This window comes from Mesorhizobium qingshengii, from assembly GCF_900103325.1.
GTDB lineage: Bacteria > Pseudomonadota > Alphaproteobacteria > Rhizobiales > Rhizobiaceae > Mesorhizobium > Mesorhizobium qingshengii.
Map to the genome: position 1 here is coordinate 1 of NZ_FMXM01000037.1, position 15,458 is coordinate 15,458.

The 15,458-nt window shown below is 61.4% G+C and carries 16 protein-coding genes and 1 tRNA gene; 12 read left to right on the top strand and 5 right to left on the bottom strand.

The genetic code is table 11. The annotated features are described in order from the left end of the window. On the bottom strand, positions 1-990 hold a 990-nt coding region (gene tuf, locus BLS48_RS32230; protein ID WP_091586368.1), incomplete at its 3' end, for an elongation factor Tu. Between the two features lie 101 nt (positions 991-1,091). After that, complete coding sequence (locus BLS48_RS35865) at positions 1,092-1,259, bottom strand: hypothetical protein (protein ID WP_167365329.1); 168 nt, start codon at positions 1,257-1,259, stop codon at positions 1,092-1,094. A gap of 22 nt (positions 1,260-1,281) precedes the next feature. Between BLS48_RS35865 and BLS48_RS32235 the strand changes: the two genes are divergently transcribed. Then, entirely contained in the window at positions 1,282-2,169 is an 888-nt protein-coding gene (locus tag BLS48_RS32235) for a DMT family transporter (protein WP_091586313.1), read from the top strand. A gap of 189 nt (positions 2,170-2,358) precedes the next feature. On the opposite strand, the gene BLS48_RS32240 is transcribed toward BLS48_RS32235, so the two are convergent. Continuing rightward, positions 2,359-2,432: transfer RNA gene (locus BLS48_RS32240), tRNA-Gly, on the bottom strand. Between the two features lie 211 nt (positions 2,433-2,643). On the opposite strand from BLS48_RS32240, the gene BLS48_RS32245 reads away from it, so the two are divergent. Then, positions 2,644-3,123: a potassium channel family protein gene (locus BLS48_RS32245; protein WP_244529996.1), complete on the top strand. Its 480-nt coding sequence runs from the start codon at positions 2,644-2,646 to the stop codon at positions 3,121-3,123. Positions 3,124-3,135: 12 nt separating this feature from the next. On the opposite strand, the gene hemN is transcribed toward BLS48_RS32245, so the two are convergent. Next, a complete protein-coding gene (gene hemN, locus BLS48_RS32250; RefSeq protein WP_091586315.1) occupies positions 3,136-4,485 on the bottom strand; it encodes an oxygen-independent coproporphyrinogen III oxidase in 1,350 nt (449 codons plus the stop codon). A gap of 156 nt (positions 4,486-4,641) precedes the next feature. Here hemN and BLS48_RS32255 point away from each other — a divergent pair, with 156 nt between their 5' ends. Further along, positions 4,642-5,370 carry a Crp/Fnr family transcriptional regulator gene (locus BLS48_RS32255; protein ID WP_091586372.1) on the top strand — a complete coding sequence of 243 codons (729 nt, stop codon included), beginning with the start codon at positions 4,642-4,644 and terminating at the stop codon, positions 5,368-5,370. On the opposite strand, the gene BLS48_RS32260 is transcribed toward BLS48_RS32255, so the two are convergent. Next, positions 5,367-5,783, bottom strand: a complete 417-nt coding sequence (locus tag BLS48_RS32260; RefSeq protein WP_091586374.1) for a hemerythrin domain-containing protein — start codon at positions 5,781-5,783, stop codon at positions 5,367-5,369. The genes BLS48_RS32255 and BLS48_RS32260 overlap by 4 nt on opposite strands. Before the next feature lie 252 nt (positions 5,784-6,035). Between BLS48_RS32260 and ccoN the strand changes: the two genes are divergently transcribed. From ccoN to nirK, 9 genes are all read left to right on the top strand, one after another. Then, a complete protein-coding gene (ccoN, locus tag BLS48_RS32265) occupies positions 6,036-7,646 on the top strand; it encodes a cytochrome-c oxidase, cbb3-type subunit I (RefSeq protein ID WP_091586317.1) in 1,611 nt (536 codons plus the stop codon). An 11-nt stretch (positions 7,647-7,657) separates the two neighbouring features. After that, positions 7,658-8,389: a cytochrome-c oxidase, cbb3-type subunit II gene (gene ccoO / locus BLS48_RS32270; RefSeq protein ID WP_091586319.1), complete on the top strand. Its 732-nt coding sequence runs from the start codon at positions 7,658-7,660 to the stop codon at positions 8,387-8,389. A 12-nt stretch (positions 8,390-8,401) separates the two neighbouring features. Continuing rightward, positions 8,402-8,551, top strand: coding sequence for a cbb3-type cytochrome c oxidase subunit 3 (locus tag BLS48_RS32275; protein ID WP_091586321.1), 150 nt, complete (start codon positions 8,402-8,404; stop codon positions 8,549-8,551). Positions 8,552-8,553: 2 nt separating this feature from the next. Beyond that, positions 8,554-9,417, top strand: coding sequence for a cytochrome-c oxidase, cbb3-type subunit III (ccoP, locus tag BLS48_RS32280; RefSeq protein ID WP_091586323.1), 864 nt, complete (start codon positions 8,554-8,556; stop codon positions 9,415-9,417). Positions 9,418-9,633: 216 nt separating this feature from the next. After that, complete coding sequence (ccoG, locus tag BLS48_RS32285) at positions 9,634-11,193, top strand: cytochrome c oxidase accessory protein CcoG (RefSeq protein WP_091586325.1); 1,560 nt, start codon at positions 9,634-9,636, stop codon at positions 11,191-11,193. Continuing rightward, positions 11,190-11,687 (top strand): FixH family protein, encoded by a 498-nt coding sequence (locus BLS48_RS32290; protein WP_091586327.1) that lies wholly within the window; start codon positions 11,190-11,192, stop codon positions 11,685-11,687. The genes ccoG and BLS48_RS32290 overlap by 4 nt, the downstream gene beginning before the upstream one ends. Next, positions 11,684-13,972, top strand: coding sequence for a heavy metal translocating P-type ATPase (locus BLS48_RS32295; protein ID WP_091586329.1), 2,289 nt, complete (start codon positions 11,684-11,686; stop codon positions 13,970-13,972). The genes BLS48_RS32290 and BLS48_RS32295 overlap by 4 nt, the downstream gene beginning before the upstream one ends. Beyond that, complete coding sequence (gene ccoS, locus BLS48_RS32300) at positions 13,969-14,124, top strand: cbb3-type cytochrome oxidase assembly protein CcoS (protein ID WP_091586331.1); 156 nt, start codon at positions 13,969-13,971, stop codon at positions 14,122-14,124. Before BLS48_RS32295 ends, ccoS begins: the two co-directional genes overlap by 4 nt. 220 nt (positions 14,125-14,344) lie before the next feature. Further along, positions 14,345-15,451, top strand: a complete 1,107-nt coding sequence (nirK, locus tag BLS48_RS32305) for a copper-containing nitrite reductase (RefSeq protein WP_091586333.1) — start codon at positions 14,345-14,347, stop codon at positions 15,449-15,451. The last annotated feature ends 7 nt before the right edge of the window (positions 15,452-15,458 follow it).

A 15,458-nucleotide genomic window follows, 5' to 3' on the forward strand; every position in this document is an offset into this window, starting at 1 on the left:
GAAGTAGAACTGCGGACGGTAGTTGGTGAAGAACGGCGTGTGACGGCCACCCTCGTCCTTGGTCAGGATGTAGGCTTCGGCCACGAACTTCTTGTGCGGCTTCACCGTGCCCGGCTTGGCCAGAACCTGGCCGCGCTCGACACCTTCACGGTCAACGCCGCGCAGCAGCGCGCCGATGTTGTCGCCAGCCTGGCCCTGATCGAGCAGCTTGCGGAACATCTCGACGCCCGTGCAGGTCGTCTTGGTCGTCGGACGGATGCCGATGATCTCCAGCTCCTCGCCGACCTTGACCACGCCGCGCTCGACGCGACCGGTCACCACCGTGCCACGGCCCGAGATCGAGAACACGTCCTCGATCGGCATCAGGAACGGCTTGTCGAGCGGACGAACCGGCGTCGGGATGTAGGCATCGACCGCAGCCATCAGCTCGCGGATCGCGTCCTCGCCGATCTTCTTGTCCGAATCTTCCAAGGCAGCCAGCGCCGAACCCTTGACGATCGGAATGTCGTCGCCGGGGAACTCGTTCTTGGTCAGAAGCTCGCGAACCTCGAGCTCGACCAGTTCGAGCAGCTCGGCGTCGTCGACCTGGTCGACCTTGTTCAGAAACACGACGATCGACGGCACGCCGACCTGGCGGGCAAGCAGGATGTGCTCGCGGGTCTGCGGCATCGGGCCGTCGGCAGCCGAAACAACCAGGATCGCGCCGTCCATCTGCGCGGCACCGGTGATCATGTTCTTCACATAGTCGGCGTGGCCGGGGCAGTCGACGTGAGCGTAGTGGCGGTTGGCCGTCTCGTATTCAACGTGAGCCGTCGAGATCGTGATGCCGCGCGCCTTCTCTTCCGGCGCCGCATCGATCTGGTCATAGCGCTTGTATTCGCCAAAATACTTCGTGATCGCCGCCGTCAGCGACGTCTTGCCATGGTCAACGTGACCAATCGTGCCGATGTTCACATGAGGCTTAGTGCGCTCGAATTTACCTTTTGCCATAGTCTCTTTCCTTGGACGGCCTTGACCTTCAGTTCAGTCGAATGCGGGGCGATTAGCGACAAAGGCCAAAAAACACAAGCGTCTTTTGGCCGGGCGCCGTCTCACTCGGTCCGAACCGAGATCCGGTTGCGGGATGTGGCGCTGATATAGGAATGCCCGCGGAGGAATGAAATGGGCGAGAGACCGATCGAACGAAGCCGGATTGCGTCCTCGTCCTTGCCCACCACTGTCTGATACACGGCCAGCTCATGGCCCATTGCGGTCATCATCCAGGTCTGATCTCCTGACTGGATGCATTTCCTTCCGACGACCGTTCGCGGCCCGCTGTTCATGATCATTTCGACCGGGTCGTATCTCGTCAACGATACGATGATGAAACTCGCAACGTCAGGCCTGCCGTCCTACGAAGTGCTGTTTCTGCGCGGCGCGGCTGCAACGCTCTGGGGCTTCCCGCTGCTGTTCGCGCTCGGCTACGGCAAACAGATTCCGCTGATCTTCGACAAGCGCGTGCTGCGCAGGAACCTGCTCGAGCTGGCGGCGATCCTCTGTTACGTGGTGGCGCTCGCCAACATGCAGATCGCGGATTCGACCGCGCTCGGACAGATCACGCCACTGTTGATGCTGGTCGGCTCGTCGATCCTGTTTGGCGAGCGGATCGGCGGTCAGCGCATGGCGCTGATCGGGCTCGGCTTCATCGGCGCGCTGATGGTGGCGCAACCGACTATGCAAGGCATTTCGGTCTACGCCTTGCTGGCGCTGGGCAACGCCGCGCTGGCGGCGGCGCGCGACCTTGCCGGCAGGGGGGTCTCCGCAGAGGTGCCGGGGATGATCGTGGCGATTTCCGCCGTCGTGGTGGTGCTGATCGGCGCCGGTGCCGCGCATCTGGTTTCAGAGCGCTGGGTCATGCCCGAGACGCGCCACCTGCTGCTGATGGCCGGCGCCGGATTTTTCCTGATCTTCGGTCACTTCTTCATCTTCATGGCCTATCGCGTCGGGCCAACCAGCGCCGTGGCGCCGTTCTATTATTGCTTCACCGTCTGGGCGGTCATTTCGGGCCTGCTGGTGTTCGGGCAATTCCCCAATGCATTGGCCGTCTGCGGCATCCTGCTGGTTGTCGGCAGCGGACTGACAATCGTGTCGCTGGATCAGCGCCAGCGCAGGCTGACCGTCGTCGCGTAGCACCCGTCACCGGGCGCAAAGCGTCGGTACGGATGAAGGTCTTGGAGCGAATACCGCCCCCCAACATTCCGTCTGGGAGCCAATAGCGCGCCCTCGAAGCGTCCCGCCCGTGCGCAGCAGGATACTCGCTTGATTGAACGCTTTGGCGTTCAACGGGACGTCAGGTCAGAGGTAGTTGGCGTGGGCCTTTGGAGCGGGTAGCGGGAATCGAACCCGCACTGTGAGCTTGGAAGGCTCTTGTGATACCATTTCACCATACCCGCATACACTGACCTAGCTAGTCGACGTCGTTGCGAAGGTCAAGGACCGTCAGTCCGGCATTCGGTACCTACAAATCCGCCAGCCCATCCGAACACTTTCGGTCCACACGGTGCCAAACTCGACCGTTCAGAGCGCCGAGTTTGCCCGTCACGGCTTTGCGCAGACAGCCTTTCGGCGAAACCTGCCGGTTCAACGCTCGAAAGCCGCCCGGATTTGATTTCGCGCAAGGAAGGACGCGGTTGCGATTTCTACCTTCCGCACATGGTCCTCAATCTGCTCATCGGCACCGTCATCATAAGTCTGACAGTCCTGGTCCACACCTTTGGCCTCATCGCCATCACGCATGCGATGGGATACCTTGTCGCGCGGTTTCGTATGCATGGGCGTCGCAGCCGCACTGTCGCTATGATAAGCGTGGTGATGGGGCTTTTCGCCGTCATGACCACCGAGGTCTGGCTCTGGGCCGGGCTGTACCGGTTGCTCGATATCTTCGTCGACTTCGAAACCGCCCTCTACTTTTCAACCATCACCTTTTCGACGGTTGGCTATGGCGACATCGTGCCTGCTCATGCGTGGCGTATGCTGGCGGCCCTTGAGGGAGTGAACGGGTTCCTGCTCATTGGCTGGTCGACCGCATATCTGATAGCGGCGGGAACCCGCATCGGCCCCTTCAAGGCTGGGGAGCATTTTTGACGGGGTCCATTGTCAGACCGCCGCTGAATGCCTGCTCTTCCCGGTTTCGAGATATTTGTCGAACTTCGCTGCGATGCTTCTGACAAAGGGGCGACTTTCCGCCGGCACGACGAAACAGTCGCCGTCGAGCTCAAGCAACCGGTCGGGATTTTTGAGAGCCATGGAACTTGCCTCGAGAAGGAGCCGTTGGCCGCGCTCGCCGAAGCGTTCCACCAGATCGATTGCCGAGAAGGCGAAATCGCACATCAGGCGCTCGATGATCCAGCCACGGACGCGATCATCATCGGACAATGCGATACCACGGATCGCGGCCAGTCCGCCGCCTGCGACCATGCGTCCATACTCGGCGGTCGAAGGCATGTTCTGCGCATAGCCTTGGCGAAACTGGCTGATGGATGACGGGCCGAGGCCGATCAGGGTCGCGCAGTGATCCTCGGTGTAGCCCTGGAAGTTTCGGTGCAATGTCCCCGAACGGGACGCAACTGCCAGCGCATCGCCGGGCTTTGCGAAATGGTCGAGCCCGATGGCCTCGTATCCCTTGTCGACGATGGCCCGCGCGGCCAGTTGCGATTGTTCGAAACGCTCCATGGGACCGGGCAACCATGCCTCGTCGATCATCGTTTGATGTTTCTTGAACCACGGCACATGAGCGTAGCCAAAAAGCGCTATCCGGTCTGGCTCCAGGGTCAGCGCCTGCTCGACGGTGGAGGAGACGCTCTCTTTGGTCTGATGCGGCAAGCCGTAGAGCAGATCGAGGTTCACGGACTCGACACCGCGTGAGCGAACCCCGTCGACGACCGCCTTGGTTAGCAGGAAGCTCTGCTCGCGGTTGATCGCTTTCTGCACCTTCGGATCGAAATCCTGTACGCCGAGGCTCGCTCGCGTCATGCCGATTTCGGCGAGTGCGTCGAGGCGTCCGTCGTCCATATCGTTGGGTTCGATTTCGACGCTGATCCTAGCGTCTGGAAGAAAATCAAAGCTGGCGCGCAATGCCGCACCCAGCGCCACCATGTCCTCGGGCTTCAGCATCGTCGGAGAGCCGCCGCCGAGGTGGACAGCACGCACCCCGGCCTTACCGGCGACGATACGGGCAACCGTGGCGATCTCCGCATGCAACGAACGGAGATAGGCGGTCACCGGTTCATAGTGACGTGTCTGCTTGGTATGGCAGGCGCAAAACCAGCAAAGCCTGTCGCAGTAGGGGATATGCAGATAGAGTGAAATCTCATCGCCGTTCCCGAGCGCTTCCAGCCAGCCTCGACAGACAGCGGCATCGACCCCCGCATGGAAATGCGGCGCGGTCGGATAACTGGTGTAGCGCGGCACGTTCTCGCCAAGTCTGGCAGCTAGCTCCGGTCGCATGTCACGATTCCTATGTTTTTATGGTCGAGGAAATGGCCGCATCGGCACGCCAATGCCTTGATTTCGGTCAAAGCCTCTTCAACGGACAAACTGCCGCAAGGCATTTTCAATGGCCGATGCTATCTTGCCGGCACTCTGGATCCACGGACGACCGCGATGACAGTGCGTCAAGATGTTCACAGCGCCGGCATTCCCGTGCTTTGCCAATCCTGCGAGGCAAGGCATCGCGGCGTTTGCGGTGCGCTTGACCCCGACCAGTTGGTCGCGCTCTCCAAGACCTCATCGAGGTACACGATTGAACCAGGAGCAGAACTGATCGGCGATGCCGAGACCGTCAACAGCTACTCCAACGTGCTTTCCGGCGTGGTGAAGCTGACAAAGGGGCTTTCGGACGGACGTCAGCAGATTGTCGGCCTCCAGTTCGCCCCCGATTTTCTGGGGCGACCTTTCAAGGTTGAAAGCGAGATCAACGCCGAAGCGGCAACAGCCGTCTCCCTGTGTTCATTTCCAAAGGCGTCCATCGAAAGGATGATGAGGGAGTCGCCGGAGCTCGAGCATCGCCTGCTCAAGCAAACGCTGAAGGAACTCGACGAAGCACGCGAGTGGATGGTGACGCTCGGACGCAAGACCGCTTCGGAGAAAGTGGCGAGCTTTCTGCTGATGATTGCCAGGAATATCGATCCTGCAACTGATCCAGCCACCAATTCGACGAGCTTCGATCTGCCGCTCACACGCGCCGACATCGCCGATTTTCTCGGTCTGACGATCGAGACGGTGAGCCGCCAGTTGACCAGACTGCGGGCGGAGGGCGTAATCCGGATCGAAAACAATCGACATGTGACGGTGGAAAGCCTGAGCCGCCTGGAGCGCCGCTCCGGGGCCTAGTGAGCGTCCGCGATCCCGATCATCGGCAAGACATGCTCGCGTTCAAATGCGATGTGCCTGCGCATGCTTTCGAAGAAACCGCGCAGCATGAAGCCGATAGCTTCCGGATTCTCGACGGGCTCGCCGTGACCGATCGCCAGCAGAATTTCAGTCACCTCGCCGGCAAAGCACTCGTCTTCCACGTGTTCGGCCCGCAACCGCCGGGTTGAGGCAAGGTTCGCATCGCTGCCGACCACCGCCTCTTCGTAAGCGGGGAAAATGATCGTCTCTTCATATTGATGAATGTTGCGCAAAAGCGGCAAGATCGCGTTAGCCGTGCTGAGGCACATCAAGGGATCGACGCCTGGCAACGCGTCGGCGATTTTCTCCAGAGAATCGCAGAGCTGCAGTTTCTCGCCATGCGCGCGCCTCATCACGGCTGCGGGCACGGCCTGCCTGTCGAACCGTCCAGCCGGCGTTGAAATTTCGCGGCGGTTTTCAAACAGCGGCGATCCTCGCGCTTTCTCCGAATTCAATGGCAACCTCCCGGTCGTTTGCGAGACCGACGCTGCCCAATCCGAACGCACCGAGCTTTGACATGGATCAAGGCGGCCACAAAGCCGCTGCTAAATGGTGCCGCTGCGGATCGATGTCCGCGAATCGGAATCCGAGGTCGGGGATATGTCATGAAATTCGGCACTGAAATCGTGGCTCTAGGCCTGTTTGCGTTTGCGGCCCTGGTGGCGGCAGGGTTCGGCGTGGACGAACCCTTTCGCCAGCATATGTGGGTGCTGTTCATCGTGCTGGTGGGCTTTACCGTTGTTCTTCTTCGCAACACCAGTTTCGCGCGGGCAGCCGCGGTTGACCCATCGGCCTACATGGATGGGCCGATTCGCTACGGCGCCATCGCCACTATGTTCTGGGGTGTTGTCGGCATGTTGGTCGGCGTCGTCATCGCGCTGCAACTCGCCTATCCGGACCTCAATATCCAACCCTGGTTGAATTTCGGCCGGCTGCGGCCATTGCACACATCCGCCGTCGTCTTTGCCTTCGGCGGCAATGCGCTGCTTTGCACGTCCTTGTATGTGGTGCAGCGCACCAGCCGTGCGCGGCTGTTTGGCGGCGGCCTCGCCTGGTTCGTGTTCTGGGGATATCAGCTTTTCATCGTCATGGCCGCGACCGGCTATCTGCTCGGCATCACCGAGAGCCGCGAATACGCCGAACCAGAATGGTACGTGGACATCTGGCTGACCATCGTCTGGGTCGCCTATCTCATCCTGTTCCTTGGCACGATCCTGAAGCGCAAGGAGCCGCATATCTACGTTGCCAACTGGTTCTACCTCTCCTTCATCGTCACCATCGCGATGCTGCATGTGGTCAATAACCTGTCGATGCCAGCGTCATTCCTGGGCTCCAAGAGCTACTCCGCTTTTTCTGGTGTCCAGGACGCCCTGACGCAATGGTGGTACGGTCACAACGCCGTCGGCTTCTTCCTCACCGCCGGCTTCCTCGGCATGATGTATTACTTCGTGCCCAAGCAGGCGAACCGGCCGGTCTATTCCTATCGTCTCTCGATCATCCACTTCTGGGCGCTGATCTTCCTCTACATCTGGGCCGGTCCGCACCATCTCCACTACACCGCCCTGCCCGACTGGGCGCAGACGCTCGGCATGGTGTTCTCGATCATGCTGTGGATGCCGTCATGGGGCGGCATGATCAACGGCCTGATGACGCTGTCCGGCGCTTGGGACAAGCTCCGCACCGATCCAATCATCCGCATGATGGTGATGGCTATCGCCTTCTACGGCATGTCGACCTTCGAAGGCCCGATGATGTCGATCAAGGCGGTCAATTCGCTGTCGCATTATACCGACTGGACCATTGGCCACGTGCACTCCGGTGCGCTCGGCTGGGTAGGCATGATCTCGTTCGGTGCGATCTACTACATGGTGCCGAAGCTGTGGAACCGCGACCGGCTCTATTCGCTGCGGCTGGTCACCTGGCACTTCTGGCTGGCGACGCTCGGCATCGTCGTCTACGCCGCGGTGATGTGGGTGTCCGGCATCATGCAGGGCCTGATGTGGCGCGAATACGACGAGCAAGGCTTCCTGGTCTACTCCTTCGCTGAAACCGTTGCCGCCATGCACCCCTACTACGTCATGCGCGCCATCGGCGGGGCGATGTACCTCTCCGGCGCTCTGATCATGGCTTGGAACGTCACCATGACCATCCTCGGACACCAGCGCGAGGAGGAGCCAATGCCCGGCTCCGTTCCCGCCCTTCAGCCTGCCGAATAAGGAGCCAGAAAATGGGCTTGATGGACAGACACGCAATCATCGAGAAGAACGCCACGCTTCTTCTCGTTGGCTCTCTTCTTGTGGTGACCGTCGGCGGCATCGTCGAGATCGCACCGCTCTTCTATCTCGACAATACGATCGAAAAGGTCGAGGGCATGCGGCCCTATTCGCCGCTCGAACTCGCCGGACGCAATGTCTATGTGCGCGAAGGCTGCTATCTCTGCCACAGCCAGATGATCAGGCCGTTCCGGGACGAAGTCGAACGCTATGGTCACTACAGCCTGGCGGCCGAGTCGATGTACGATCATCCTTTCCAGTGGGGATCGAAGCGAACCGGGCCGGACCTCGCCCGGGTTGGCGACCGCTACTCGAATGGATGGCACGTTCAGCACCTTACGGATCCGCGTTCGGTGGTGCCGGAATCGATCATGCCGAGCTACGCATTCCTGAAGGACCAGCCGATCGAGGTGAAGGATTTCTCGACACATCTGGTCGCCAATGGGCGGGTCGGCGTCCCCTACACCGATGACATGATCGCTCACGCCAATGCCGACCTGATGGCGCAGGCCGATCCCAACGCCGATACATCCGGTCTCGAGACCCGCTACCCCAAGGCCAAGATCGGCGACTTCGACGGCAATCCGCAACAGGTTACCGAAATGGATGCCCTCGTCGCCTATCTGCAGATGCTCGGCACCTTGGTCGATTTCAAGAACTACGACGAAGCCGCCGGCTATCGCTGAGGAGTTTTATCGATGGATTACAATTTGATGCGAGAGTTTGCCGACAGCTGGGGCCTGGTTGCCATGGCGCTTTTCTTTGTTGGCGCAGTCGCCTTCGCATTCCGCCCCGGCAGCCGCGGCCAAGCGGACGAAGCCGCCCGTATTCCTCTCAAGGACGATTGACGATGAGCAACGAGCATATCGACGAGGTCACTGGCGTCTCGACCACGGGCCATGAGTGGGATGGCATCAGGGAGCTCAACAACCCGCTTCCGCGCTGGTGGATCATAACATTCTACATTACCATTGTCTGGGCGATCGGCTACACCATTGCGTATCCCGCATGGCCGATGCTGACCTCGGCAACCAAGGGCGTGCTCGGCTACTCGAGCCGTAACGACGTCGGCAACGAGTTGGCGGCGGCCGAGGTTGCCAAGGGCAAGTATGTCGCGGCAATTCAATCGAAAACCGTGTCCGAGATCGCCTCCGACGATGCGTTGCGCGAATTCGCCATCGCCGCCGGTGGCGCCGCGTTCAAGGTCAATTGCGTGCAGTGCCATGGCTCCGGCGCGCAAGGGTCCAAGGGCTTTCCCAACCTGAACGACGACGACTGGTTGTGGGGCGGCAAGGCCGAGCAGATCCAGCAAACGATCACGCACGGCATCCGCTTCGCGTCCGATACGGATACCCGCGTGTCGGAAATGCCGGCCTTTGGCGACGTCATCACCGCCGACCAGGTCCAACAGGTTAGCGCCTACGTCGCCAGCCTGTCCGGCACTGTCAGCGATCAAGCGTTGGTCGCGCCCGGCGCCAAGGTCTTTGCGGAAAATTGCGTGGCCTGTCACGGCGACAACGCGAAAGGCAACAAGGAACTCGGCGCCCCCGACCTGACCGACGCGATCTGGCTCTACGGGCCCGGCGAAACAGCCATCGCCGCCCAGGTTCGCGCGCCGAAACACGGCGTGATGCCGGCCTGGGGCGCGCGCCTGGGCGAAACCAAGGTCAAGGAACTGGCGGTTTACGTGCATTCGCTTGGCGGTGGAGAATAGGAAGCGGGGGTCCATTCTCTGGCCATCATCGCCCAGGCGACGAGGCCCGGCAACGCCGGGCCTCGATTTGCATTCCGGCAACCCGGTTTGACTTGTATCAACGCGGTGCGGCTTGCCATGCGGCAAAGCTTGGTCAACGCGCGGCACTCCGGACGTCAGTTAAATCAGCGATGTCATTGCACTGCAAACCATCGGTTGCGCGATTGGAGATAACTCGTGCTGGACAACACACAAGTAGAACGGCTCGAAGCCGAGGCGGTCAACTCCGCCAAGACCCGTCAGCCACTTTACGCGGCACGCAAGAAGATCTTCCCGAAACGCGCCTCAGGCAACTTTCGCCGCTTCAAGTGGCTGGTGATGGCAATCACGCTGGGCATCTACTATCTGACGCCGTGGTTGCGATGGGATCGTGGCCCATTCGCCCCGGACCAGGCCGTGCTGCTCGATCTAGCCAACCGGCGCTTCTACTTCTTCTTCATCGAGATATGGCCGCAGGAGTTCTACTATGTGGCCGGCCTGCTGGTCATGGCCGGCGTCGGTCTTTTCCTGATCACGTCGACTGTCGGGCGTGCCTGGTGTGGCTACACATGCCCACAGACCGTATGGGTCGATCTGTTTCTCGTCGTCGAACGGGCCATCGAGGGTGATCGCAACGCGCGTATGAAGCTCGATGCCGGTCCCTGGACCGTCCGCAAACTCGTGCTGCGGGTATCGAAACACGCCATCTGGCTGGTCATAGGCGCGGCGACCGGCGGCGCCTGGATCTTCTATTTCGCCGATGCGCCGACGCTGGTTGTCGAGCTCTTTACCGGCACCGCGGCGCCCGTCGCCTACATCACCGTCGCCGTTCTGACGGCGACGACCTATACGTTCGGCGGGCTGATGCGCGAGCAAGTCTGCACCTACATGTGCCCATGGCCGCGCATCCAGGCGGCCATGCTCGACGAGAATTCCCTCACCGTCACCTACAATGACTGGCGCGGCGAACCGCGGTCGCGTCACGCCAAGAAGGTCCTTGCCGCAGGGCAGCCCGTCGGCGACTGCGTCGACTGCAATGCCTGCGTCGCGGTCTGCCCGATGGGAATCGACATTCGCGATGGCCAGCAACTCGAATGCATCACCTGCGCGCTTTGCATCGACGCCTGCGACGGCGTCATGGACAAACTCGGCAGGGAGCGCGGGCTGATCTCCTACGCGACGCTCTCCGACTACAACGCCAACATGACGCTGGCGACCGCGGGCGGTTCCAGTTCCGTCAATCCGTCGCTGGTCAGGGCGGCGGATGGCACGTTCTCCGACAAGGTGGCCCATTTTCATATCCGCAAGATCTTCCGGCCGCGCACTTACGTCTACATGGCTATGTGGTCGCTGATCGGCCTGGGCCTGCTCTATTCGCTGCTGACGCGCGACCGGCTCGAAGTCAACGTGCTGCATGACCGCAATCCGCAGTTCGTCACGCTGTCCGACGGCTCGATCCGCAACGGTTACACCGTCAAATTGCTCAACATGATCCCCGAGCCAAGGACGATCGTCGTCACCATTCAAGGCTTGCAGGGAGCCGAGATGAGCGTCGTTGGCATCGATCTGCCCGTCGGTCGCTCCGTCCCGATTTCGGTCGAACCCGACCGGCTGAAGATGCTGAAGGTTTTCGTGCGCCAGCCGGCGGGTCAGATCCAGGGCACGGCGCAGACCTTCAAGTTCCGGGTCGAAGACAAGGCGAGTTTCGAGTCGGACGAATACACCGCCACCTTCAACGCACCGGAGATCGCAAGATGACCGCCAAGGCGCAAAAGCCCCGCGAATTCACCGGCAAGCACATGTTGGCCGTCATCCTTGCCTTTTTCGGCGTGATCCTCGCGGTCAATCTGACGCTGGCGACGCTCGCCAACACAAGCTGGACTGGTCTTGTCGTCGAGAACACCTACGTGGCGAGCCAGCAATTCAACAAGAAGGCAGAGGAAGGGCGGGCGCAGGCAGCCCTCGGCTGGACAGGCAAGCTGACCATCGCATGGGGCGAGGTCCGCTATAGCCTCACTGATGCCGCCGGCAAGCCGGTTGCCTTGCATGGCGTCAAGGTGCTGTTTCGCCATCCGGCCTACGAGAAAGAAGACAAGTCGGTCACGCTCGCCCTCGCCACCGGACAGGAATTCGCCGCGCAGCACATGCCAAAGGACGGCGTCTGGATCGTCGAGGTGGACGCCGATGCCGGTCTCGCGGAGCCCTATCGCGAGGTCCGCAGGATCATGATTTCCCATGGAGCGCTGCAATGAGCTGTTGTGCGCCTGGCGCGGAAATGGCGCTGGATCTGGACAGCGGCACATCCGTCCTACCATCAAGCCAGGAGATCAAACTGGCGAGCCGATCGCTTGGCGATGGTCTCAGCCAGACCGACCTTTCAGTCCCTACGGTTCATTGCGCAGCCTGCATCCAAGCGATCGAGACGGCGTTGGGCAAGCTCGATCGCGTGGAGAGCGCTCGCGTCAACCTGTCGACCAAACGGGTTTCGGTCCAGTGGCGTGGCGACGACGTTCCACCGCTCGTCGCCGCGCTTGGGCGGCTCGGCTACCAGGCGCATCTGTTCGCCCCCGAGGTGGATGAAGAGGACAAGACGCTTTCGGAGCTGATCCGCGCCGTCGCGGTTGCCGGCTTTGCGGCCGGCAACATCATGCTGCTTTCGGTCTCGGTCTGGTCCGGTGCTGAGGGCCCGACCCGCGATCTGTTCCACTGGGTCTCGGCGCTGATCGCCATCCCGGCGCTTGCCTTCGCCGGCGGCATCTTCTTCCGCTCGGCCTGGAATGCGCTGCGCCACGGCCGCATGAACATGGACGTGCCCATCGCGGTCGGTGTCTCGCTCGCCTACGCCATGAGCCTCTACGAGACGATCAACCATGGCGACCACGCCTATTTCGATGCGTCGGTATCGTTGCTGTTCTTCCTGTTGATCGGCCGCACGCTGGATCACGTGATGCGCGAACGAGCCCGAACCGCCGTGAAAGGCCTGTCACAACTGGCGGCGCGTGGCGCCATGGTGGTGCGCGGCGATGGCGCGCGCGACTACCTGCCGATTGGCGAGATCGAGCCGGGCATGCAACTGCTGATCGCAGCCGGCGAAAGGATACCCGTCGACGGAAAGATCATTCGGGGATCGTCCGATCTCGACTGCTCTCTGGTTTCCGGCGAGAGCACGCCCAGAACCGCGGCGCCGGGCGAGTCCGTGCAGGCCGGCGTGCTCAACCTTACCGGTCCGCTGACAGTCCAGGCGACAGCCGCCGCGAAGGATTCTTTCCTGGCCGAAATGGTTCGGCTGATGGAAGCCGCCGAGGGCGGCCGCGCGCATTACCGCCGCATCGCAGACCGAGTTTCGGCGCTTTATGCTCCGGTGGTTCATCTCACCGCCTTCGTGACATTCCTTGGCTGGATGGCGGCGACCGGCGACTGGCATCGGGCGATGACCATCGCCATCGCCGTTCTCATCATCACATGTCCGTGCGCGCTCGGCCTCGCCGTACCGATCGTGCAGGTAGTGGCGGCGCGGCGCTTGTTCGAAAACGGCATCATGGTCAAAGACGGTTCGGCCATGGAACGCCTGGCAGCGATTGATACGGCGGTGTTCGACAAGACCGGCACGCTCACGCTCGGACAGCCCCGTCTCATCAATGCGTCGTCGATCGATCCGGCCATGCTGGCCATCGCAGCCGACATGGCCGCGCATTCGCGTCACCCATATTCAAAGGCCATAGCCGGCTTTGCAGGTCTTGCAGGCCGGCCGAAGCTCGAATCTGTCAGCGAGCACCCTGGTTTCGGGATCGAAGCCAGCGCGGCTGGAAGCACCTGGCGATTGGGTCGACGCGGATGGGCTGGATGGAAGGCGCGAACCGGCGGAGAAGGCAGACATGGCCATGGCGGAACGGTTCTGACGAAAGACGGGATCATTGTCGCGACCTTCGACTTCGAGGATGCGTTGCGTGCCGACGCCAGGGCAGCCATACTGGAATTGAGGGATGCCGGGGTGTCGGTCGAGATGCTCTCGGGCGATACCGCCGGGGCTTGTGGCAAAGTCGCGGAGATACTGAACATCGACAGCTTCGTCCCGGCCCTGCTCCCGTCTGGCAAGGTCGAGCACATCGAAACCCTGGCGAAAGCCGAACACAAGGTCCTGATGGTCGGCGATGGGCTCAACGACACGCCGGCACTGAGCGCGGCGCATGTCTCGATCGCTCCGGCCACTGCGGCCGACATCGGCCGCAGCGCTGCGGATTTCGTGTTCCTGCGCGAAAGCCTTCTGGCCGTGCCACTTGCCGTGGACATCTCGCGCAAGGCGGGAAGCCTGATCCGTCAGAACATCGCCATCGCGATCGTCTACAATGCCGTCGCGGTACCGATCGCCATCCTGGGCCACGTCACACCGCTGATCGCGGCTATCGCCATGTCCGCCTCGTCGCTGCTTGTGATCGGAAATGCGCTGCGCCTGCAAGGCTTTGTGGCAAGCGCACCGGCGCAAGACGCGCGGCGAGACAGGCGCGCCCGTGTCGACCAGTTGGCACAATCGTCATGACGACGCTTGTTTACCTCATACCCGTGGCCCTCTTTCTTGGCGCGCTGGGCCTTGCCGGCTTCCTGTGGGCCTTGAGGAGCGGTCAATACGAGGATCTTGACGGAGCCGCCGAGCGGATCCTAATCGATCGGGACGACAAGCCGGACCTCTGATCCGGGTGGTTTTGCCGACAAGGGCACCCATAGGGCACCGATGTCGTCCGTTGGCGCATTGCCAGCGCTCCGCGTCATGTGACGCGCACGATTGCCCTTGGTCGAGGGCTCATGCCGACCAACTAATGAAACTCAACCAGTTTGCGCCAACGCAAAGAGACGCTGCGTCATCTCGGGTATCTTCTGCTTATCAGCAACGGTTGAGAGACAGGAGACTACCATGTTCACGCGACGCGAAGCCCTCTTCGGAGCAGCCATTGGCGCTGCCGCCGTGGCGGCGATGCCGGCATTTTCCGCAACGATCACACAAGCTGACATCAAGGCGCTGCCGCGCGAAAAGATCAAGCTCGTGGCACCGCCTTTCGTCCATCCGCACGATCAGGTCGCCAAGACAGGACCGAAGGTCGTCGAATTTACCATGACGATCGAAGAAAAGCCTGTCGTCATCGACGCCGACGGCACAAAGCTCAATGCGATGACTTACAACGGCACGATTCCTGGCCCGCTGATGGTCGTGCACCAGGACGACTATGTCGAACTGACGCTCATCAACCCCGATACCAACTCCCTTGCCCACAACATCGACTTCCACGCCGCAACCGGTGCACTGGGCGGCGGCGGCCTGACCTTGATCAACCCCGGCGAACAGGTAACCCTGCGCTTCAAGGCAACCCGGACGGGAACGTTCGTCTATCACTGCGCGCCCGGCGGCCCGATGATCCCGTGGCATGTCGTCTCCGGCATGAACGGCGCGATCATGGTCCTGCCGCGCGATGGCCTGAGGAACGACCAGGGCAAGCCGGTCAAATACGACAGGATCTTCTACATCGGCGAGAGCGACTTCTACATCCCGCGCGACGAGAAGGGCAATTTCAAGAGCTACGAGTCGGCCGGCGACGGTTACGACGACATCGTCAAGGTGATGCGCGGGCTGATCCCGACGCATGTCGTGTTCAACGGCAAGGTCGGTTCGCTGACCGGCGACAACGCCATGAAGGCGAAGGTCGGCGAGACCGTGTTGATCGTCCATTCGCAGGCCAACCGCGATACGCGGCCGCATCTGATCGGTGGGCACGGTGACTATGTCTGGGAGCAGGGCAAATTCGCCAACCCGCCGGCCAAGGATCTGGAAACCTGGTTCATCCGCGGCGGCTCGGCGGGTTCGGCGCTCTATACGTTCCTGCAGCCGGGCATCTATGCCTACGTCAATCACAATCTGATCGAGGCCGTGGAACTCGGAGCGACTGCTCATTTCATGGTCGAGGGCACGTGGAATGACGACCTGATGACGCAGGTCGAGGCGCCGAAACCCATTGCCGTGAACTGACTATACT